Here is a 20,836-nt window from a genome sequence, read left to right on the forward strand (position 1 = left end):
TTTAAAACCGACTAATAGTCGGTAATTACCGACCGATAGTCGAAAAGTCAACTGGCCGGCTCTCGCGAATTCGACTAGACGAGAGCTTATGGCCAAACAGGCGGAGCGGCGGGCGGCGACATCGGAGGCGATCCTGACGGCGGCGCGGCGCCTGTTCGGGACGCAAGGCTTTGCCGCGACCACTATGGACGACATTGCCGAAGGCGCTTCGGTGGCCAAAGGCGCGGTCTATCATCACTTCAAGACCAAGGAGGCGGTGTTTGAGGCTGTGTTCGACCAGGTGTCGCGCGACCTCGTTGCCGAGATCGACCGCACGGCACGCGCCGAGAAGGACGTGCTCGCCGCCATGGTCGCCGGCACCCAGCATTACTTTGCCGCGACCGCGAAGGGGCCGACCGGCCAGATCATTCTGCGTGACGGCCCCGCCGTGCTCGGCTGGGAGCGCTGGCGCGAGATCGACGCGCAGCACTTTGGCGGCAAGATGCCGCGCGCGCTCTCCGCCGCGATGGAGGTCGGCCTGATCGCGCGTCAGCCGGTCGAGCCGCTGGCGCGCCTCCTGCTCGGCGCGGTGACGGAAGCCGCAGTCGCCTGCGCTGGTCGCGCTGACATCGCAAGGGCGGGCGCGGAATATGCCCGTGCGTTCAAGTCGCTGGTCGAGGCGCTGCGCGTCAAGGCTTGATTGTGCCCAGTGATATCACTCCGGCAGGCAGCTTTGCTCCGCTGAGCAACACCGAGATACGGGATCTAGGAAAAAAGCTCACGATCCCGAATCTTCCGCGCGTCCTTATAGTCGTCTTCCCACCAGGGTTTCTCGCCCTTCCTGCGTGGCGGCTTCTTCAGCTGCAATTTTGTGCGTTTTTTCTTGGCTTCCAGCTGAGCGACACGAAAATGGTAGTGATCGAATATGCGGAGGGCTTCAATCATGTAGCTCACAGCGATGCGCCGATCGCGAACGACCACAAGATTCTCTCCGTTCTTGCGGTCGGCGGGAATTGAGAAATTATAGGAGCCAAAATACACTCGAGCCGAGGGCTTGTCGAAATCGATCACCATAAATTTGTGATGCATCCGATTGCCTCCCCCGCCTTTCGGCTCCTTGGAGAAAGGCGCTGGAAGATTCTTCTCAAGCGCAGCTGGATAGACGGGCGAAACATTGCCGTCCGGCTTTTGAAGCGCGAGACCCCCAACCTTCTTATCAGAAATCCCGTACACGAAGATGTTGCTCTGCTTCGATACCTTCTTGATGGCGTCCTGGATCACGCCAGGTGTTTGATATAGGAATGCGAGTGAGTAAAGAAGGCTTGATTTAGTGTTGTCGCCGACATCGTTGGCGATCTGTTCAAGAACAGCGTTTGACGAGGAATGCGGCGAGAAGGTTACGCGTGCATTGATGGAAGAAAGCCCAAGGTTGGCCCATTTTGCAGCCGACGGCGCGTCCCCAAAATTGTCTTCGTCATTCCAGTAGCTATCAAACGCCTGCTTAAAGAGACCAACGGCTGATTTGCCCTCCAAGATAACCGCATTGTTGGATTGGACGTAAAAACCCCGCCAGCTAAAGTTTGTTGAGCCGCAAACAACCTTCTGAACTTTGTTGCCATCGACAACGATCATCTTGTTGTGCTGCAAGCTACCCATATGCTGGCGTTTGACGTTGCCAGCGCCGGCGGACTTGGTCAGCCGCTTGGCCGCCTGGGTTTCGGCGGCGGCGGTGGGCTTGTGTTCCTTGCTGTCATCGATAATGATCCTAAGGCGTCTGCCGATCTTCTGAAGTCGTTTAACGAATTCCGGCTCGCTGAGATCATATGCGACGACACGCACCTGGGCCTTTGCTTCAATTGCTTGGTCTAGCGATTCAAGTATAGCCTCGCGTGCCTCAAAGCCCATCCAAGCGAGTGCTTCCTTAGCCCTAGGATGAGTAGGCTTAAACTTGAGTCCATCCTTCGCCTTTCCAGGAATGAGCGTGTTGAACGAACCTTCCTTTTCGTATCGTTCGACAAAGGCTTGGGACGACACAAATCCGCGGGTGAAGGTGACGTTCAGCTGGCCCGGATATGTCTCCCGCCGCAATTGAATAGCTGCTTGCTGTGGCTCCCCGTACGACAGACCATCCTCGTCGTTCATGAAAACCGGCTTGACGCGGTAAATGAATTCCCCATCCAGGTTTGCGTTGCGGGGAAAATGTACCCAGCGAAACTTCTGGATCGGCGACTGCAATGTTGAGAGCTTCTTTGGGTTCACGCTGCCGTCAGGATTGGGGAACGCGATCCGGTTATTCAGCGGGAAAAAATCTGTCCCCTTCGGCTCCTTGTACTCAATCGCGAAACCTACGAAATCGAGCGGAGGCTTCGCCGTTTTCCAGTCCATGGCGATCAACGCCATCCCATCGCCGCGGTGAATCTTCAAGGTAAACAAGGCAGCCTTATTGGTGCCGCTGACCTGGAATTCGGACATGATCTCCCCCCCACAATCGCTTGCTTTAAATATGTCTAGACCTAATCAACATCAGTACAATCTAGAGAATAGATGAAACTTGACTACACGCAATAGAAGTTTGGATCGGTGCGCGACCATTGGAAGCTGAGACGCGCGCCGCACTTCGCAGGGGCGATGAGTGCTGCGCGTTGAGGGCGCTAGCCGAGGCAGTGCAAGTCAGGCCGTGATTGTGCTGGTGCGAGATTAGTTTGCTGGACGATGCTCGCCCGATCTTGGCTCAGTTCGCAGTAAGGGCAGGTCGGATGGCATCGTAGAGGCCGATCCGGGTGAGGGGTTACGGTCTCGCTTGCCGTTGCGGCCCCTCACCCGGATTGCTACGACGATGCTTCGCATCGCCGCGCGCAATCAGACCTCGCCCCGCTGGGGAGAGGTGAAGTCACGAAACGCCCACGCCAACAAGAAGAACAGTAGCGCATGAACGCAAATTCCGCCCTCACACCCACCGATCCCGAATTCGACTACATCATCGTCGGCGCCGGCTCCGCCGGCTGCGTGCTTGCCAACCGCCTCACCGCGAACGGCAAGCACAGCGTGCTGCTGCTCGAGGCCGGCCCGAAGGATTCCAACATCTGGATCCACGTTCCGCTCGGCTACGGCAAGCTGTTCAAGGAGAAGAGCGTCAACTGGATGTACCAGACCGAGCCGGAGCCGGAGCTGAAGGGTCGCCAGGTGTTCCAGCCGCGCGGCAAGACGCTGGGCGGATCGAGCTCGATCAACGGCCTGCTCTATGTCCGCGGCCAGCACGAGGACTACGACCGCTGGCGCCAGCTCGGCAACACCGGCTGGGGCTATGACGACGTGCTGCCCTATTTCAAGAAGGCCGAGAACCAGTCGCGCGGCGCCGACCAGTATCACGGCACGGGCGGGCCGCTGCCGGTGTCCAACATGATCGTGACCGATCCGCTGTCGAAGGCCTTCATCGACGCTGCCGTCGAGAGCGGTCTGCCCTACAATCCTGATTTCAACGGCGCGACCCAAGAAGGCGTCGGCCTGTTTCAGACCACGACGCGCAACGGCCGGCGCGCCTCGACGTCGGTGGCCTATCTCGGTCCCGCGAAGGCGCGCAGCAATCTGAAGATCGAGACCTCCGCCCACGCTCAGCGCATCCTGTTCGAAGGGCGCCGAGCCGCAGGCGTCGAATACCGGCAAGGCGCCACCTTGCGCCGCGCCCGCGCGCGGCGGGAAGTCGTCGTGTCGAGCGGCGCCTACAACTCGCCGCAGCTGCTTCAGCTCTCAGGCGTCGGGCCCGGCGATCTCCTGCGCAAGCATGGCATCGAGGTGGTGCTCGATGCTGCCGGCGTGGGGCATGATCTGCAGGATCACATGCAGGTCCGCATCGTCATGCGCTGCTCGCAGAAGATCACGCTCAATGACACCATCAATCATCCGCTTCGCCGCACCATGGCCGGCGCACGCTATGCGCTGTTTCGCAAGGGATGGCTGACGATCGCAGCCGGCACGGCGGGCGCCTTCTTCAAGACCAGTCCGCGCCTCGCCTCGCCCGACATCCAGGTTCATTTCCTGCCGTTCTCGACCGACAAGATGGGCGAGAAGCTGCACGATTTCTCCGGCTTCACCGCTTCGGTTTGCCAGCTCCGTCCTGAAAGTCGCGGTTCCCTCCGCATCAAGAGTGCCGACCCGGCCGTGCCGCCGGAAATCCGCATCAACTACATGTCGACCGAGACCGATCGCACCACCAACGTCGAGGGCATCAAGATCTTGCGCAAGATCCTGAACGCTCCGGCGCTGAAACCGTTCGTGGTCAGCGAGTACGACCCCGGCGCGAAAGTATCTTCGGATGCCGAGATCCTGGATTACTGCCGCGAACGCGGCAGCACCATCTATCATCCGACCTCGACCTGTCGTATGGGCAATGACGCGCTCGCGGTGGTCGATCAGCGGCTGAAGGTGAGGGGACTCGAAGCCTTGCGTGTCGTCGACGGCTCGGTCATGCCCGATCTGGTGTCAGGGAACACCAATGCGCCGATCATCATGATCGCCGAAAAGGCCTCCGACATGATATTGGAGGATGCGCGTTAAATTCGCGCTTTGAAAGGATTTGGACTTGGCTACGCGACTGAAGATCGGCACACGCAAGAGCGCCATGGCGCTGGCACAGACGGAAGAGATTGCGCGCCGCCTGACCGCCGCGGTGCCCGGTCTCGACGTCGAGATCGTCAAATTCGATACCACGGGCGATCTCGACCAGACCAGCAAGCTGCTGCCGCATGGCGGCAAAGGCGGCGCCTTCGTGGCGCAGATCCGTGCCGCCGTGCTGTCGGGTGAGCTCCAGGCGGCGATGCATTCGTTAAAGGACATGCCTGGTAACGAGGACACGCCCGGCCTCGTCATCGGTGCCACGCTGTCGCGCGATCCGCCTGGTGATGCGCTGGTGCTGCGCGAGGGTGTGACGCTGGAGGCGCTGCGGCAGTCCCGCGGCAAGGGTTTCAAGATCGGCACCAACGCGGTGCGCCGTGCAGCCTATGCGCGGCGGCTGTTCCCTGATGTCGAGGTGATTCACTTCCGCGGCGCCGCCGACACGCGTGTGCGCAAGCTCGACAATGGCGAGAAACAGCGCCTGCCGGATGGCGGCGCTGTGGGGCCCGCGGATGCGCTGATCATGGCGCGCTCGGGCCTCGATCGCGTCGGCCTGTCCCATCGCATCGCCTACGAATTCACAGCAGTGGAGATGTTGCCCGCGGCAGGGCAGGGCATCGTCGCGGTCGAATGCGCCGCGCAGGACTGGCAGACGCGACAGATCCTGTCGTCGATCGACGACGCCGCTGCGCACGCCTCCGCCGACGCCGAGCGCGAGGTGCTGTGGGTGCTCAACGGCCACTGCAATTCACCGGTGGCGGGCTTCTCGACCATCACGGGCGATCGGATGTCGCTCACCGCCTCGGTGCTCGATCTCTCCGGCAACACCATCATCGAAGCCTCGCATACGGGGCCGGCCAACCGTCCGCGCGAGCTCGGCCGCGCGGTGGGATTGGACCTGCTGACGAAGGGTGCGGCGGAGATCATCGAGCGCAGCCGGCCGCGGTAAGCATGCCGAAATCACGATCTCTGATGATGTCATTTTGCACCTGTTTTGCCCGACAAGTCAAAACGCACGGGCGAGTCATGCCCGCCTAATATTTTCAACGACTTGCCTACTGTGCATGGGGTTGTTTTTCGCACTTTTTGCAAGACCCGATCACAACGGCTCGTCATGCCGGGCTTGTCCCGGCATCCACGTTCTTCGCGTCGCATGGCAAGGCGTGCATGGCCGGGACAAGCCCGGCCATGACGACGTGGATAGACGGCCCTCACCCCCGCACGCGCCGGATCATCTGCTCGACATGGGCGATCGGCGTCTCCGGCTGGATGCCGTGGCCGAGGTTGAAGATCAGCCGCCCGGCAGCAAAATTGGCCAGCACGTTGTCGACCGCGCCATCGAGCGCGGCGCCGCCCGTGATCAGCACCAGTGGATCGAGGTTGCCCTGCACCGCGACCTTGCTCTGCACCCGCTCGCGGATGAAGGCGGGCTCCGCGGTCCAGTCGATGCTGACGGCGTTGACGCCGGTGGCCTCGACGTAACCGGGGAGCTGCGCGCCGGCGCCGCGCGGGAAGCCGATGATCTTCGCGTCCGGCACCTTGGCCCTTACGCCCTCGACGATGCGCCGCGTCGGCTCGACCGACCAGCGCGCGAACTCGGTCGGCGGCAGCACGCCGGCCCAGGTGTCGAAGATCTGCAACGCGTCGGCCCCGGCGTCGAGCTGTGCCAGCAGATACTGAATAGAGTTCTCGACCAGGACGTCGATGATCTGCGAAAAAGCTTCCGGATGCCGGTACGCCATCATCCGGGCCGGCGCCTGGTCCGGCGTGCCGTGGCCTGCGACCATGTAGGTCGCCACCGTCCACGGTGCGCCGCAGAAGCCGATCAGCGCGGTCCTGGGATCGAGCGCGCCGCGCACGATCTTCAACGCGTCGAACACCGGCTCGAGCTTGCCGAAATCGGCGCGCGGCGCCAGCGTCGCCACCTTGGCCGGATCGTCCAGCGGCTCGAGCCGCGGGCCCTCGCCGACCTCGAACCGCACCGAACGTCCGAGCGCATAGGGGATCACCAGGATGTCGGAAAAGATGATCGCCGCATCGAAACCGAACCTTCGGATCGGCTGCAGCGTCACCTCGGCGGCAAGCTCCGGGTTGAAGCAGAGGTCGAGGAAGCCGCCCGCCTTGGCGCGCACCTCGCGATATTCCGGCAGGTAGCGCCCGGCCTGGCGCATCATCCACATGGGCGGGACGGTCTGGCGCTGGCCGGAGAGGACGTCGATGAAGCGTTTCGTCGAAGACTGGGGCACGAATGGTCCTGAAGCAGGTTGTGCCTCCTGATACACCGCCGCGGCCCGCAGCGGAACAGGGGAACCTGGATGATCGGGCCGCGTTGACCAGCCAATGGAGGAGATCATGGCTGAGACATTCAATCCCGCGCCGCACGACAAGCACGCCGAGGACCTGCGCGAGGCGCTCGCTGCCGATCGGCAGTCCAAGCTCGACGACGGGCTGAGGGACACGTTCCCAGCGTCCGACCCGGTGAGCGTGGCGCAGCCGACGCCCTCGAAGGCCGACGCCGATGCCGAGCATCCTTCGCTCTGGGCCAAGGTCAAGGCCATCTTCAGCTAGCGGCGGCGGGCGCCGGATTCCGATCGGCCCGCTAATGTCTTGTTAGCGATGCACCGATCGCCGCGTCCGTAAGACTACTGGAAAGGGCGGAAACCGCCGCGTAGTCCGGTAGCGATTTCACAATTAAATAACAGAAGCGGCAGAGGTTTCCGAACGATCGGAGAACCCTGCCACATGAGCGCTACCCAACGAGCCGGATGGAGCCGCCTGCCGCTGCGCGCGGCGGCCTTCGTGGCGCTGACCTGCGCGACGATCCTCGGCGTCAGCGGTTGGCGTGAATGGACGGCACGCGATGCGGTGCTCAAGGCCGCCGAGATGGAGATGGCGAACGTGGCCCGTTCGCTGACCCAGCATGCCGAAGACAGCCTCGATCTCCTGGATTCCGGTGTCGTCGGCGTGGTCAGCCGGTTGGAGATGGACGGCACCGCACCGGTCACGATCGCGAAGCTGCGCACCTTGCTGGATGTGCGCAAGAAGGCGATCGCGCGCATTCACAGCCTCGCCATCATCGACGATCAGGGCAACTGGCTGACCTCACCCGGTACGATCGGCACGACCTTCAGCGACGATGCCTTCTTCCGACATCACCAGCTCTCGCCGAAGCGCGAGGCCCATGTCGGCCGTCCCGTGAAGAGCCTGCTGGACGGCGAATGGGTCGTCACCCTGTCACGCCGCTTCAGCAAGCAGGACGGCAGCTTCGGCGGCGTGGTGCTCGCGACCATCAGCTCGAACTATCTGTCGCACTTCTACAAGCAGTTCGAGATCGGCCGCAACAGCTCCGTGTCACTGGCGCATGGCGACGGACTGATCGTCGCGCGCAATCCCAGCAACGAGACATTCGTCGGGCGCAGCGTCGCCGACAAGCCGTTGTTCCGCGAGCCGAGCCTGCAACGGCCGAGCGGCGCCCATCATTTCACCTCGTCGCTGGACGGTGTCGAACGCGTCAGCTTCTTCAATCGCAGCGGTCGGTTCCCGCTCCTCCTGCTCGCCACCGTCGACAAGGACGAGCTGCTCGCGCCGTGGCGCGCGGCGGCGATCTCCCGCATGCTCTACGTGTTCGCGCTGGTGATGCTGATCGCAGTCATCGGCGGCGTGCTGGTGCGGCAGTTGCAGCGCGGCCAGCGCATGGCTGTCGCGCTGACCGAGACGGAGGCGCATTTCCGCCTGCTCGCCGAAGGCTCCAGCGACATGGTGACGCGGATCGGCCTCGATGAGCGACTGCGTTATGTCTCGCCCTCGTCGGTCCGCATCGTCGGCTGGCGTCCCAATCAACTGGTCGGTTCGCCGGCCCTCGCGGGTATCAATCCGGAGGACCTGCCGGAAGTCCAGGCGATCGTCGACGCGATGAAGCGCGGTGAGAAGGAGGAGGCGCGTCTCACCTACCGCAACTCGCATCGGCAGAACGGCGAGATCTGGCTCGAATCGACCATGCGGGTGACGCGCAAGGACAATGGCCAGGTCGATGGCGTGGTCGCGATCTCCCGCGACATCACCGAGCACAAGAGGCTGGAAACCAGGCTCGAGACGCTGGCGATCGAGGACAGCCTCACCGGCCTTGCCAATCGCCGCCGCTTCGACGAGCGCCTGAAGGAGGAATGGGCGCGTGCCTATCGCGACCGCTCAAGCCTTGCTTTGCTGATGATCGATGTCGACCACTTCAAGGCCTACAACGACGAATATGGCCATCCCGCGGGCGATGCCTGCCTGCGCCTGATCGCCAAGATCATCGCGGCCGAAGCGCAGCGCGCCGGCGATCTGGCGGCGCGTTACGGCGGTGAGGAATTCGCCATGCTGCTGCCGAACATCGATGCCGCCGGCTGCGCCCGGATCGGCGAACGGATCCGCAACGCCATTCACGAGGCCGGCCTCGCGCATGGCAGCAATGAGGCGGCTGGATGCGTCACCGCTTCGCTTGGCGGCGCAGCCTGCCGGCCGGCGTTCGAACGAACCGCGGGGGTCGCTGCGCTGGTCGAAGCTGCCGACCGGGCGCTCTATGCCGCCAAGGCCGCAGGCCGCAACCGCCTGGTGATGTCCGGCGAGGTCATGGATCTGCTGCCCAAGGCGTCCGGCCAGTAACACCGTTCAGTAATGCGGCGGAGGCTCGTTGGCAGGCCCTGGCGCATTTGCCTCGGCGTCCTGCAGCCGAGCATTAAGCTCGGTGATCTGCCGCGTCAGCCTGTCGATCTGCTTCCACTGCGCGGTGATGGTCTGGTTCAACGTCTCGATCGTATCGTCCTGATAGGCGAGGCGCGTCTCCAGCGTGTCGATGCGCTCGCTCAGCGTCTTGATCTCATTCGTCACGCGTTACGTCCTTGTTTCGCTCGCGCAAGCCGTGGCCGAGCGCCACGCGCTCGTCGAACACGAAGCATTCGCCGCGCCAGCGGCTCTCCGCCTCCGGCACGTCTTCCAGATATCTCAGGATGCCGCCCTTGAGGTGATAGACCTCGCCAAAGCCGCGCGCGAGCAGATGCGCGCTCGCCTTCTCGCAGCGGATGCCGCCGGTGCAGAACATCGCGATCCTGCGGTGCCGTGCCGGATCGAGCCGCTCGGCGGCAAAGTCCTTGAACTGGCCGAAGCTCTTGATGCCGGGATCGAGCGCGCCCTCGAACGTGCCCATCGCGACCTCGAAGGCGTTGCGGGTGTCGAGCACGAGCGTATCGGGTGCTGCGATCAGCGCGTTCCATTCGTGCGGATCGACATAGGTGCCGACCTGACGCGTCGGATCGGCGGCCGCATCGCCCAGGGTGACGATCTCCTTCTTCAGCCGCACTTTCAGCCGTCCGAACGGCATCGCCTCCGCGGCGGAGAATTTCAATTCGAGATTGTCGAGCCTGCCGCCGAACATGTCGCCGCGTGCGAGCTCGTGAGCGAAGGCCTCGATCGCCTCCGGTGCGCCGGCGACCGTGCCGTTGATGCCCTCCTGCGCCAGCAACACGCTGCCCTTCAGCCCAAGACCGGCGCAGCAGGCGCGCAGCGGCTCGCGCAGCTCGCGGTAATCCGGGAGGGCGACGAATTGATAGAAGGCGCAGACCTTGTAAGGTGTATCGCTCGACGTCATGGACGCTCGTTTAGCAGGCGGCTCGCGCCCGGAAAACCCGCATCGCAAGAGCCTGCAAAAGGTTCATACGCCCAGCGGATAGCAGCCATTTTCCTGGTATGCCAGCATTGCCCCACGGGGCGGGAATGTGTCATGTAGACGCGGTTTTCGAGATGGCGCCAACCGCGCCGACGGCCAAGAGAGCAAGACATTCGATGAGAAACTTCCATTTCCCCGGCAGGTCCACGGTCCACGCCACCAACGCGATGGTGGCGACCTCGCATCCGCAGGCCTCGCTCGCCGCGATCGAGGTGCTGCGCGAGGGCGGCACCGCGGTGGACGCGGCGGTTGCCGGCTCGGCCCTGCTCGGCGTGATCGAGCCGCAATCGACCGGCATCGGCGGTGATTGCTTTGCGCTGATCCAGCCGCGGGGCGAGGGCAAGATCGTCGCCTATAACGGCTCCGGCCGCGCGCCAAAGGCGGCGAATGCCGACTGGTATCTCGAACGCAAGATCAATTCCGTGCCGCTCACCTCGGCGCATGCGGTCTCGATCCCTGGCGTGATCGATGCCTTCGCGACCGTCTTGCGCGATCACGGCAAGTTCGGTTTCGACCGGCTGCTCCAGCCCGCGATCAAGGCGGCCGAGGAGGGCTACGTCGTCGCGCCCCGCATTGCCTTCGATTGGAAGAACCAGTTCGAGAAGCTGAAGAACGGTACCAACACCGTGCGCTATTTGTTGCCGGGCGGCCAGCCGCCGGTCGCCGGCGACGTCATTCGCCAGGTCGAGCTCGGCAAGACGCTGCGCGCGATCGCCAGGGACGGCCGCGACGCGTTCTACAAGGGCGAGATCGCGGAGGACATGGTCGAGACCCTCAGGGGCATCGGGGGCCTGCACACGCTCGACGATTTCGCCGCGCACACGACCGAAGTGACCACGCCGATCGGCACCATGTACAAGGGCTATGACGTCTGGCAGTGCCCGCCGAACGGCCCGGGCGTCACCGCGCTGTTGATGCTCAACATCCTGTCGCGGTTCGATCTGACCAAGTACGCGCCCGTGAGCGTCGAGCGCTTCCATCTCGAAGCGGAAGCGGCACGCATCGCCTACATGAACCGCGAGATGCATGTCGCCTCTCCCGAGCACATGAAGATCAACGTCGCCGAGATGCTCGAGAAGGGCTTTGCCGACGAGTACATCAGCAAGATCCGCCTGGACGGCATGCTCGACCTGCCGAACGTCGCGCCGCCGATGAATCCCTCGACCATCTACATCACGGTCGTGGACAAGGACCGCAACGTCTGCTCGTTCATCAACTCGGTTGCGCATTCCTTCGGCTCGGCGATCGTCTCGAACAAGACCGGTGTCCTGTTCCAGAACCGCGCCGGCGGCTTCCGCATCCAGCCGGGCCATCCCAATTGCATCGAAGGCGGCAAGCGCCCGCTGCACACGATCATGCCGGGCCTGCTCACCAAGGGCGGCCGTTCCACGATGTCGTTCGCGGTCATGGGCGGCCAGTACCAGCCGACGGGCCAGACTCATCTCCTGACCAACATCCTCGACTACGGCTGCGACGTGCAGGAAGCGATCGACATGCCGCGCGGCCTGCACTACGAGGGCCAGTATCAGCTTGAGGACAGCGTGCCGGCGGCCGTCGTCGAGGGCCTGAAGAAGCTCGGCCACAAGACCACCAGCGTGGTCGGCCCGCTCGGCGGTGCACAGGCGATCTGGATCGATTGGGACAAGGGCACGCTCACCGGCGGCTCCGATCCGCGCAAGGACGGCTGCGCGCTGGGTTATTGATCGCCGGCGCAGTTCCCCACGCGAGATCAGGAAAAGTTGACGAAGGGCGGCGCGGCATTTGCTGCGTCGCCCTTCTCTCATCCGGAACTGCGCCCATTGCTCCAGGTTAAGGGGCGATGAGCGGTGCAGGCGTGCGCTGCTTTGCAGATCAGCGGCGGAGGCCTGCCATGCCCGACAAACCAGGTTCCAGATCATCCGGATTCGACCGACGGGCCTTCATGGCCGGCGCGGCTGGCAGCGCGCTGATGCCGATCGCGGCGCGTGCGGCGTCGGAGGACGCGCGGGCGCCGGCGGCGCAGGATCCGTCGCTTCCTGCCGACGTCACGCTGAACGTCAACGGCAAGGACAAGCGCCTGAACATCGATGCGCGCACCACGGTGCTCGATGCCTTACGCGAACATCTCAAGCTCACCGGTAGCAAGAAGGGCTGCGACCACGGCCAGTGCGGCGCCTGCACGGTGCTGATCGACGATCGCCGCGTGCTGTCGTGCCTGACGCTGGCACTCGCCGCCCAGGGGCAGGAGATCACGACCATCGAGGGCCTCGCCACCGACGACCGCCTGCATCCGATGCAGCAGGCCTTCATCGACAACGATGCGTTCCAGTGCGGCTATTGCACGCCCGGCCAGATCATGTCGGCGATCGCGTGCGTGAAGGAGGGCCATGCCGGCAGCGAGGCCGACATCCGTGAATATATGAGCGGCAATATCTGCCGCTGTGCCGCCTATCCCAACATCGTCGCCGCCGTGAAGCAGGCCGCGCCCGAGATCATGAAAGGCTAGGCGCATGCGACCGTTTTCGTATCAGAGAGCATCGGACCCGGATATGGCCGTGCAGGCGCTCGGCACCGCCGCGGCCGCCAACGATCCGCTGACAAAGGCGGCGGCGCAGCCGCTTGCCGGGGGCACCACGTTGATCGATCTGATGAAGCTCGACGTGATGCGGCCCACCGCGATCGTCGACATCAATCCGCTGGCCCACGCCTGGTCGGCGATCGCGCCAGGCGACGACGGCTTGCGCCTCGGCGCGCTTGCCAAGATGTCCGAGGTCGCCGCGCACGCCGAGATCCAGCGCAGCTATCCCGTGATCGCGGATTCGCTGAAGCTCGCCGCCAGCGCCCAGCTGCGCAACATGGCAACGCTCGGCGGCAACGTGATGCAGCGGACGCGCTGCAACTACTTCCGCGATGTCTCCTATGAGAACTGCAACAAGCGCAATCCCGGCTCCGGCTGTGCCGCAATGGATGGCGTTAATCGCATTCATGCGGTGCTCGGGACCTCCGATCAGTGCATCGCGACGTATCCTGGCGATTTCGCGCAGGCGCTGATCGCGCTCGATGCCATGGTCGAGATCACCGGCAAGGCCGGTACGCGCAGCATGCCGTTTGCGCAGCTTCACAGGGCACCAGGCAGCACGCCGGACATCGAGACTGCGCTTCAGCCCGGCGAGCTGATCTCGGCGTTCTCGATTTCCGGCCGCTGGCCACGCTCGGTGTATCTGAAGGCCCGCGACCGGCAATCCTACGAATTCGCGCTGTCGTCAGCCGCGATCGCGCTCGACGTCCAGGGCGGCGCGATCCGGGACGCCCGCGTCGCGCTTGGCGGCGTCGCCACCGTGCCCTGGCGGGCGCGTGAGGCCGAGGCGCTGTTGAAGGGACAGAGGTTCGACGAAGCTCTGGCACAGCGCGTCGCCGATGCAGCTTTCGCAGACGCCCGCGGGCGCCGGCACAACAGCTTCAAGATTGCGCTCGGCAAGCGTGTCGTGGCACGCGCGCTCCAGCAGGCCGTAACGATGGAGATCTGACCATGACCGCTGCAGCTCCCGGGCCAAGGACGAATATGGGGCAGCCCGTGCCGCGCTATGATGCGGCCGCAAAGGTGACGGGGCGGGCGACCTATGCCTCGGACATGCCGCTGGACAATCCAGCCTACGCGTTCCTGGTCACCAGCGCCATCGCCAAGGGCCGCATCGACCGCTTCGACCTCGACGATGCCAAGCGCGTCCGCGGCGTGATCGACATCGTCACGCACGAGAACGCCCCGAAGCTGAAGGAGTCGAAACTGTACAGCAATGGCGGCTATGCCGGCACCACGATCCAGCCGTTGAAATCGGCCGAGATCGCCCATGACGGCCAGATCATCGCCGTGGTGGTGGCGGAGAGTTACGAGGCCGCGCGCGAAGCGGCCAACCGCGTCAAGGTCAGCTATAGCGCTGCTGCGCCCACCGCGACTTTCGATTCGCCGGGGACGACGACGGCCGCCGCGAAAGGACAAAACTCGCAGTTCAAGGAAGACCCGAAGGTCGGGGATTTCGCCAAGGCGTTCGACGCGGCCGAGGTCAAGCTGACCGCCTCCTACGAGACGCCGACGCAGCATCACAATCCGCTGGAGCTGTTCACGACCAGCTGCACCTGGATGGGCGACAATCTCGTTATCTACGAGGGCAGCCAGTATGTCCATGGCCTGAAGCACGGCGTGGCCGAGCAGCTCGGCATCGACGCCGACAAGGTGCGCGTGGTCAATCCCTATGTCGGCGGCGGATTCGGCTCGCGAGGTTCGATGACGCCGCGCACCGCCATCATCGCCGCCATGGCTAGGCGCCTGAACCGTCCGATTAAGCTGGTCCCGACCCGCGACCAGGGCTTCACCATTACCACTCATCGCGCCGAGACCCGTCACGAGATCAAGCTTGGTGCGAGCCGCGACGGCAGGCTGGTCGCCTTGAGGCATGAGGGGGCCGAAGTCTCCTCGCGCCCCGACGCCTATTGCGTCGGCGGCACCAAGACCACGACCCGCCTCTATGCCTGCCCGAACGTGGATAGTCTGGTCTCGATCGTGCGTGCCGATCGCAACACGCCGGGCTTCATGCGCTCGCCCCCCGAGGTGCCGTACCTGTTCGCGCTGGAGAGCGCGCTGGACGAGCTCGCGGTGAACCTGAACATGGATCCAGTCGAGCTTCGCCGCATCAACGACGCCGCCAGGGATCCCATCGATGGCAAGCCCTACACGTCGCGATCGCTCATGGCGTGCTTCGACGAAGCCGCCAAGGCGTTCGGCTGGTCGCAGCGCTCGCCACAGCCGAAATCGATGTCGGATGGCGACTGGTTGATCGGCTACGGCTGCGCCGCCACGTGCTATCCGACGCTGGCGGGACCGTCCGCCGCGCGCGTGCGCCTGCAGCGCGACGGCCGCACGCGCGTCGAGATCGCCGGCCATGAGATCGGGACCGGCGCCTACACCGTCATCGCCCAGACGGCTGCCGAGCGGCTCGGCGTGCCCCTTGAGAAGGTGGCGGTCTTCATGGGCGATAGCGACCTGCCGCCCGCGCCGGTTGCCGGCGGCTCCAATTCCACTGCCAGCACCTGCTCGGCCGTGATGATGGTGTGCGACCAGATCCGACAGCGCCTGTTCAAGGCGCTGATGCCCAGCGACAGCCTTGCCGACAAGGCCAAGGAGACCGTCGGCATCAGCCCGGCACCGTCGACCCAGGCCGCCAAGGGCGATCGCTCGCTCGATATCGAGAAGGCGTTCGATGCGCTCGGCGTCGGCGTGGTCGAAGAATATGGCGAGTGGAAGCCGGAGGGCGCGCCGCTGGATTCCTTCAGGGCCATGCACAGCGGGCAGGTCCGGCTGGTCGGCGGCCATCAAATGAAGGACCAGATCGCCTATGCGTTCGGCGCCGAGTTTGTCGAGGTCCGCATCAACCGCTTCACGCACGAGATTCGCTGCCCCCGCCTGGTCGGCGCGTTCGCGGGAGGCAGGATCATGAATCCGCGCACCGCGCGCAGCCAGCTCATGGGTGGCCTGATCTGGGGCATGTCCTCGGCGCTGCTCGAGGCCACCGAGATCGACGAGCGCAATGCGCGCTACGTCAACGACAATCTTGCCGATTACCTCGTGCCCGTGAATGCCGATGTGCCCGGTGTCGAGGTCATTCTGCTCTCCGAGGAGGATGATCGCATCAACCCCGTCGGCGTGAAAGGCCTCGGCGAGCTTGGCAATGTCGGCACCAATGCTGCGATCTGCAATGCGATCTACCATGCCACGGGACAGCGTATCCGCAAGCTGCCGGTCCGGCTCGAAGATATCGAGCTCTAAAGGGGTGGAAACGGCGACCGCCTTGGGTTAGACACCTCCCGCCTCAAACGGAAGGTGTTTTATGCAGCGTTTCCAGCGCGCGCTCCTCGCCCTGATGTCGGCACTCGCGATCACCGTGATCGCCAGCGTGTCGCATTACGTTTCCACCACGGCCTCGGCCCAGACCGCAGGAAAGACCATGACCACAGCTTCAGGCTTGCAGATCATCGACTCCACCGTCGGCACCGGTGCCTCGCCGCAGCCCGGCCAGATCTGCGTGATGCACTACACCGGCTGGCTCTATGAGAACGGCCAGAAGGGCAAGAAATTCGACAGCTCCGTCGATCGCAAGGAGCCGTTCGAGTTTCCGATCGGCAAGGGCCGCGTCATCGCCGGCTGGGACGAGGGCGTTGCCTCGATGAAGGTCGGCGGCAAGCGCACGCTGATCATCCCGCCGCAGCTCGGCTACGGCGCCCGCGGTGCCGGCGGCGTGATACCGCCGAATGCGACGCTGATGTTCGACGTGGAATTGCTCGCGGTGAAATAACTGACGTCGTCACGCCCGGGCTCGTCCCGGGCATCCACGATCTTCGTGCCGCGCGGTCAAGACGTGGATGGCCGGGTCAAGCCCGGCCATGACGGATGAAATCGATACAAGCAAAAGACCGGCCTTAGGGCCGGTCTTTTCACTTTCAATCTTACGCGCGTCACTCCGCCGCGCGGCGAGCCGCAGCGGCGGCGCGATCCATCGCATCCTTCGCGGCGTCCTTGGCATCGCCCATGGCCTGCTGGCCCTTGCCCTTCACTTCCTGCACCACGCCTTCGCCTTTCATCCGATCGGATCCGGTGGCTTCACCGACGCCCTGCTTGGCCTTGCCGATCGCCTCGTTGGCGGTGCCCTTGATCTTGTCGGTCGTGCTGCCCATGGAAATCTCCTTTCGATTTGCTTGGAATGACAACGCTGGGCGGCTATGAGGGTTCCGATTTTGGCATGGCTTGCGGCTGCGGCTTTGGGTTAGTTTGCCGCGCACGGAACCAACAGAAAGCAAGTCTCATGACCGGCCCTGACCATTCGCATTCCCACCATGACCATGGTCATCATCATGATGACCGCTGGAAACATGACGGCGTGCGGGTCATTCCCGGCAATCAGCTCGATACCAACGTGCCGTCGACAGCGGGCATGGACCGTGCGGCCGCGATCAATTTCGCCCGCGTCGGCGCCCAGAAATTGTGGGCGGGCACCGTCAGCATCAAGCCGGATGCCAAGACCGGCGCGCACCACCACGGCCATCTCGAAAGCGTCATCTATGTCGTGAAGGGCAAGGCGCGCATGCGCTGGGGCGAGAGCCTGCAATTCACCGCGGAAGCCGGCCCCGGCGACTTCATTTTCGTCCCGCCCTACGTGCCGCACCAGGAGATCAACGCCAGCCCCGACGAGGTGCTGGAATGCGTGCTGGTGCGCAGCGACGGCGAGGCGGTGGCCATCAACCTCGACATCGAACCGGTCGAGAAGCCCGAGACCGTGCTGTGGATCGACCCGGTGCACCGGGATCCCAACGATAAGAAGTAAGGCCCCGCAGTCGGGGTCCGAAAAATTTGTCGGAAGTGATGTCGGATGGCGGCCTGGCCATCCGTCCTTGGCCAGAACCCCGCCAAGGAGCTTCCGATGCCCAAGATGATCTTCGTCAACCTGCCGGTGACCGACCTCAAGCGCGCGACTGCCTTCTATGAGGCGGTCGGCGCGGTCAAGAACCCGCAATTCAGCGACGAGACCGCGAGCTGCATGGTCTTTTCCGAGACCATCTTCGCCATGCTGCTGACCCACGACAAATTCCGCCAGTTCACGCCGAAGCCGATCGCGGACGCCAGGACCTCGAACCAAGCGTTGTTCTGCCTGTCCGCGGACAGCCGCAGCGAGGTCGATGACATCGTTGGCAGGGCGGAGGCTGCAGGAGGCGTTGCCGATCCCAGCCCGAAGGACGAATACGGCTTCATGTACGGCCGCAGCTTCGAGGATCCGGACGGCCACATGTGGGGCGTGAACTGGATGGACCTTTCAGCCGCCCCTCTGCAGCCCGACCTGGCGAACGCCTGAGCCGAAACAGCAGACCTCAAGAGGAGCATTCACCATGTCCAAGCTCGTGCCCTGCATGTGGTTCAACGGCGATGCCGAGGACGCTGCAAAATTCTACGTCTCGCTGGTCCCGAATTCGGCGATCACACACGTTCAGCGCAACGTTTCGGACGGCCCCTCCGGCAAGGAAGGCTCCGTGCTCGTCGTCGAGTTCACCGTGGCCGGACAGAAGCTGGTCGCGCTCAATGGCGGCATGAAGATGGAATACACCCACGCCATTTCGCTGATGATTCATTGCGACGACCAGGCAGAGGTCGACAGTGTCTGGAACGCGTTCCTCGCCCATGGCGGCAAGGCGGAGCAGTGCGGCTGGCTGAGAGATCGCTGGGGCGTGGCCTGGCAGATCGTGCCAAAGGTGATGTTCGAGTTCCTGTCGAGCCCGGACAAGGCCGCAGCCGCGCGCGCGATGCAGGCGATGATGAAGATGGTCAAGCTGGACGTCGAGGTGCTGCGGCGCGCGTTCGAGGGCAAGTCGGCGGCGTGAGGGCGGGTCGCTCTCGCCACATACTCACTGTCATCGCCCGGCTTGACCGGGCGATCCAGTACTCCGAGACGGCAGTGATTAAACCGATGGGCCGCGGCGTACTGGATGCCCCGGTCAAGCCGGGGCATGACAGCGGAATGTGAGGCGGGATTCTCGCCGGCTAATAATTGATCCGCAGCCCCACGCCGCCGTGGATCGTGTTGCCGACCGGCTGCGGGCCCAGCGTGCCGTTGGCGAAGAGGTCCACGATCCAGCCCTTCTGCACGCGGAAACCGAGGCGGCCGCCATATTCGAACCAGCCCTGGTTGCCCATGGTCGGCACCACCGTGCCCTGGCCGGTCACTGTGGCGACGATGCCGCTGTGGCTGGCGAAGGACTGCACCCAGCCGCCATTGATGTTGGTCTCGATGCTGCTGCCGAACAGATGCGTCCACTGGCCGCCGATCTTGACCAGGCTGGTGCGGTCGGTGCCATCAGCGATGCTGGCGTCGAATGGATTGAACGCCACCGCGCTGTCGCGATAGCCGGAGACGCGTTGCCAGAGCTGCCAGACCTCGATCGAGGCCGCGACCTCGTCGCGCGGCGAGAGGCGGCTCATCCAGCCGGCGCGGCCGTAAACGGCGTAGTTGGACGCGTTGGTCGAGCTCGTCACGGTCACCGGCCCGAGGCTGGTGTCGTAGCTGCGCGTGTAGCGCGCCTTCTCCCATGGCGTCAGGATCGCGCCGACGTCGAAGAACGGGCGCGACGAGCCCCAGTCGGTGAAGTCGTAGCGCAGCGCGAAAGCGCCGATCGGTGCGCTCGTGATCTTGTAGCCGCCCTCGTTGTAATGCGTGTAGGCAATGCCGGCGAGCAGCGACAGATTGTTGGTCAGCTGCTTGCGGCCGTGGATGCCGGCCGAGAACGAGCCGGCCGAGCCGAACGCGCTGATGCAGTCGCCGCAATTGATCTGCTCGTTGACGCCGAGCAGCACGGTGCCGAGCACCCGGTTGGTGATCATCTGATTGAAGCGCTGATTGGCAAGGCCGCCGATCGAATTGCCGCTGGAATCCGCGCCCGTCGGTCCCGACGGGGACGGAGCCGGGCTCGGTGAAGGCGACGGATAGGGGCTGGGCGATGGGGAGGGGGTCGGCGTGGGCGAGGGATTCGGCGACGGGGAATAGGTCGGGGACGGATATGGCGACGGCGAATAGGTTGGGGACGGAGTGGGCTCTGGTTCACCGCACTCGGACCCGCACTCCGAGGCCTGTGCAGCCGCCGGGCGGGCATCGAACGTGACGAGCGCAAACGCCGCAGATGCGGCCAGCGCAGCGGCAAGGATGAGGCGCCGAACGGTGAATTTCGCCATCGTCAGCGCCCGCACAGCATGGCGTCGTCCTCGACGGCAGGCGTGATGGTCGGCGAGGCGCCGGCATACTGGTTGACTGCGCACAACCCGGCGCTCGCGGCGCAATTGGCGGCGAAGGTCCAGGGCGGCGTGTTGCTCTTGGTGATGCTCACCTTGCCGCCAGTCGAGGTGATGATGGCGGTGTCGCCGGGCTGGGTGAGTTGCACGCACTGGGCGCTCCTCGTGCACACGCTGGCCGCGCCGTCCTGAAGCACAACGACGGAGCGCCCGCGCTGCGAGAGAATGTCGAGCGTGGTGCCGCGCACGCCGATGGTGGCGAGCGGTGTCGTGATCTTGTAGGCGGCCTTGTCGGAGCGTCCGGTGACGAAGCGGAAGGCGCCGGTGGTCATGCGGATCGCGACGTCACGATAGCTGTGCTCGTCGTTGAAGACGGTGCGGTCGAGCTTCAGCGTGGCGCTCGGCCCCAGTGATAGATTGGTGCTGTCGGCCATCACGAAACGCGCCGCGCTGTCGGCGCCGGTTCGCACGGTCTCGTCGCGCAGCATGCTGTCGCCGACATTGATCGGCGTCGTGGTCGCGGCGACGCGCACCACTTCGTTCTGAATGACGACAGCCTGGCCGACGCGCGTCTGCGCTTCGGCGCCGGATGCCGCACAGATTGCGACCGTGAGCAGTGTGGAGAAAAGGCAAAAACGCAAATTCATTTCGCAACCGATCGATGTGTCCCTGATCGTACCGGATCGCGCGCGCTTCTGATGTGGCGGAATTATCACAAGCGGCGCAGGACCTGCGTCATG

20 protein-coding genes are annotated in these 20,836 nt (G+C 64.2%); 13 read left to right on the plus strand and 7 right to left on the minus strand.

Translation table 11 applies throughout. The annotated features are described in order from the left end of the window. Positions 1 to 88: 88 nt before the first annotated feature. Positions 89 to 679 carry a TetR/AcrR family transcriptional regulator gene (locus tag I6F09_RS15660; protein WP_036013912.1) on the plus strand — a complete coding sequence of 197 codons (591 nt, stop codon included), beginning with the start codon at positions 89 to 91 and terminating at the stop codon, positions 677 to 679. Between the two features lie 65 nt (positions 680 to 744). On the opposite strand, the gene I6F09_RS15665 is transcribed toward I6F09_RS15660, so the two are convergent. After that, the gene (locus I6F09_RS15665; protein ID WP_225188497.1) at positions 745 to 2,454 is read right to left on the minus strand and encodes a phospholipase D-like domain-containing protein; all 1,710 of its coding nucleotides are present in this window, start codon (positions 2,452 to 2,454) and stop codon (positions 745 to 747) included. Positions 2,455 to 2,907: 453 nt separating this feature from the next. Between I6F09_RS15665 and I6F09_RS15670 the strand changes: the two genes are divergently transcribed. After that, positions 2,908 to 4,533, plus strand: a complete 1,626-nt coding sequence (locus tag I6F09_RS15670; protein ID WP_225128118.1) for a choline dehydrogenase — start codon at positions 2,908 to 2,910, stop codon at positions 4,531 to 4,533. A 25-nt stretch (positions 4,534 to 4,558) separates the two neighbouring features. Continuing rightward, a complete protein-coding gene (gene hemC, locus I6F09_RS15675; RefSeq protein WP_225112434.1) occupies positions 4,559 to 5,539 on the plus strand; it encodes a hydroxymethylbilane synthase in 981 nt (326 codons plus the stop codon). 262 nt (positions 5,540 to 5,801) lie between these two features. Here hemC and hemE read toward each other — a convergent pair whose 3' ends face one another. Beyond that, the gene (hemE, locus tag I6F09_RS15680) at positions 5,802 to 6,836 is read right to left on the minus strand and encodes a uroporphyrinogen decarboxylase (RefSeq protein WP_225188482.1); all 1,035 of its coding nucleotides are present in this window, start codon (positions 6,834 to 6,836) and stop codon (positions 5,802 to 5,804) included. Positions 6,837 to 6,942: 106 nt separating this feature from the next. Between hemE and I6F09_RS15685 the strand changes: the two genes are divergently transcribed. Both I6F09_RS15685 and I6F09_RS15690 read left to right on the plus strand, forming a co-directional pair. Beyond that, on the plus strand, positions 6,943 to 7,158 hold the full coding sequence (locus I6F09_RS15685) for a hypothetical protein (protein ID WP_036013926.1): 216 nt from the start codon (positions 6,943 to 6,945) through the stop codon (positions 7,156 to 7,158). Positions 7,159 to 7,332: 174 nt separating this feature from the next. Continuing rightward, positions 7,333 to 9,234 carry a diguanylate cyclase gene (locus I6F09_RS15690; RefSeq protein WP_225158260.1) on the plus strand — a complete coding sequence of 634 codons (1,902 nt, stop codon included), beginning with the start codon at positions 7,333 to 7,335 and terminating at the stop codon, positions 9,232 to 9,234. Between the two features lie 6 nt (positions 9,235 to 9,240). On the opposite strand, the gene I6F09_RS15695 is transcribed toward I6F09_RS15690, so the two are convergent. Together I6F09_RS15695 and I6F09_RS15700 are read right to left on the minus strand one after the other, a co-directional pair. Continuing rightward, positions 9,241 to 9,459, minus strand: coding sequence for a SlyX family protein (locus I6F09_RS15695; protein WP_036024763.1), 219 nt, complete (start codon positions 9,457 to 9,459; stop codon positions 9,241 to 9,243). Beyond that, positions 9,449 to 10,216 carry a rhodanese-related sulfurtransferase gene (locus I6F09_RS15700; RefSeq protein WP_225188483.1) on the minus strand — a complete coding sequence of 256 codons (768 nt, stop codon included), beginning with the start codon at positions 10,214 to 10,216 and terminating at the stop codon, positions 9,449 to 9,451. The genes I6F09_RS15695 and I6F09_RS15700 overlap by 11 nt, the downstream gene beginning before the upstream one ends. Before the next feature lie 194 nt (positions 10,217 to 10,410). Here I6F09_RS15700 and ggt point away from each other — a divergent pair, with 194 nt between their 5' ends. The 5 genes from ggt (at position 10,411) to I6F09_RS15725 (ending at position 16,620) form a co-directional block, all read left to right on the plus strand. Then, a complete protein-coding gene (ggt, locus tag I6F09_RS15705) occupies positions 10,411 to 11,997 on the plus strand; it encodes a gamma-glutamyltransferase (RefSeq protein ID WP_225188484.1) in 1,587 nt (528 codons plus the stop codon). A gap of 167 nt (positions 11,998 to 12,164) precedes the next feature. Further along, on the plus strand, positions 12,165 to 12,779 hold the full coding sequence (locus I6F09_RS15710; protein ID WP_225188485.1) for a (2Fe-2S)-binding protein: 615 nt from the start codon (positions 12,165 to 12,167) through the stop codon (positions 12,777 to 12,779). A 4-nt stretch (positions 12,780 to 12,783) separates the two neighbouring features. Further along, complete coding sequence (locus tag I6F09_RS15715) at positions 12,784 to 13,800, plus strand: xanthine dehydrogenase family protein subunit M (RefSeq protein ID WP_225188486.1); 1,017 nt, start codon at positions 12,784 to 12,786, stop codon at positions 13,798 to 13,800. 2 nt (positions 13,801 to 13,802) lie between these two features. Further along, entirely contained in the window at positions 13,803 to 16,094 is a 2,292-nt protein-coding gene (locus tag I6F09_RS15720) for a xanthine dehydrogenase family protein molybdopterin-binding subunit (RefSeq protein ID WP_225145242.1), read from the plus strand. Positions 16,095 to 16,155: 61 nt separating this feature from the next. Then, positions 16,156 to 16,620, plus strand: a complete 465-nt coding sequence (locus tag I6F09_RS15725) for an FKBP-type peptidyl-prolyl cis-trans isomerase (RefSeq protein ID WP_109145027.1) — start codon at positions 16,156 to 16,158, stop codon at positions 16,618 to 16,620. A gap of 160 nt (positions 16,621 to 16,780) precedes the next feature. On the opposite strand, the gene I6F09_RS15730 is transcribed toward I6F09_RS15725, so the two are convergent. Next, positions 16,781 to 16,999, minus strand: a complete 219-nt coding sequence (locus tag I6F09_RS15730; RefSeq protein ID WP_036013900.1) for a CsbD family protein — start codon at positions 16,997 to 16,999, stop codon at positions 16,781 to 16,783. Positions 17,000 to 17,127: 128 nt separating this feature from the next. On the opposite strand from I6F09_RS15730, the gene I6F09_RS15735 reads away from it, so the two are divergent. The 3 genes from I6F09_RS15735 (at position 17,128) to I6F09_RS15745 (ending at position 18,694) form a co-directional block, all read left to right on the plus strand. Further along, positions 17,128 to 17,646, plus strand: coding sequence for a cupin domain-containing protein (locus I6F09_RS15735; protein ID WP_225188487.1), 519 nt, complete (start codon positions 17,128 to 17,130; stop codon positions 17,644 to 17,646). Between the two features lie 96 nt (positions 17,647 to 17,742). Then, complete coding sequence (locus I6F09_RS15740; protein WP_225112441.1) at positions 17,743 to 18,171, plus strand: VOC family protein; 429 nt, start codon at positions 17,743 to 17,745, stop codon at positions 18,169 to 18,171. A gap of 34 nt (positions 18,172 to 18,205) precedes the next feature. Beyond that, positions 18,206 to 18,694: a VOC family protein gene (locus tag I6F09_RS15745; RefSeq protein ID WP_225136298.1), complete on the plus strand. Its 489-nt coding sequence runs from the start codon at positions 18,206 to 18,208 to the stop codon at positions 18,692 to 18,694. 160 nt (positions 18,695 to 18,854) lie between these two features. Here the strand turns inward: I6F09_RS15745 and I6F09_RS15750 are convergent, their stop codons facing one another. Together I6F09_RS15750 and I6F09_RS15755 are read right to left on the minus strand one after the other, a co-directional pair. Further along, positions 18,855 to 20,039: a hypothetical protein gene (locus I6F09_RS15750; RefSeq protein WP_225145239.1), complete on the minus strand. Its 1,185-nt coding sequence runs from the start codon at positions 20,037 to 20,039 to the stop codon at positions 18,855 to 18,857. A 2-nt stretch (positions 20,040 to 20,041) separates the two neighbouring features. Beyond that, positions 20,042 to 20,743 (minus strand): FecR domain-containing protein, encoded by a 702-nt coding sequence (locus tag I6F09_RS15755; RefSeq protein WP_225138965.1) that lies wholly within the window; start codon positions 20,741 to 20,743, stop codon positions 20,042 to 20,044. Between the last annotated feature and the right edge of the window lie 93 nt (positions 20,744 to 20,836).

Source organism: Bradyrhizobium sp. IC3195 (assembly GCF_020193585.1).
In the GTDB taxonomy this organism is placed as follows: Bacteria; Pseudomonadota; Alphaproteobacteria; order Rhizobiales; family Xanthobacteraceae; genus Bradyrhizobium; species Bradyrhizobium yuanmingense.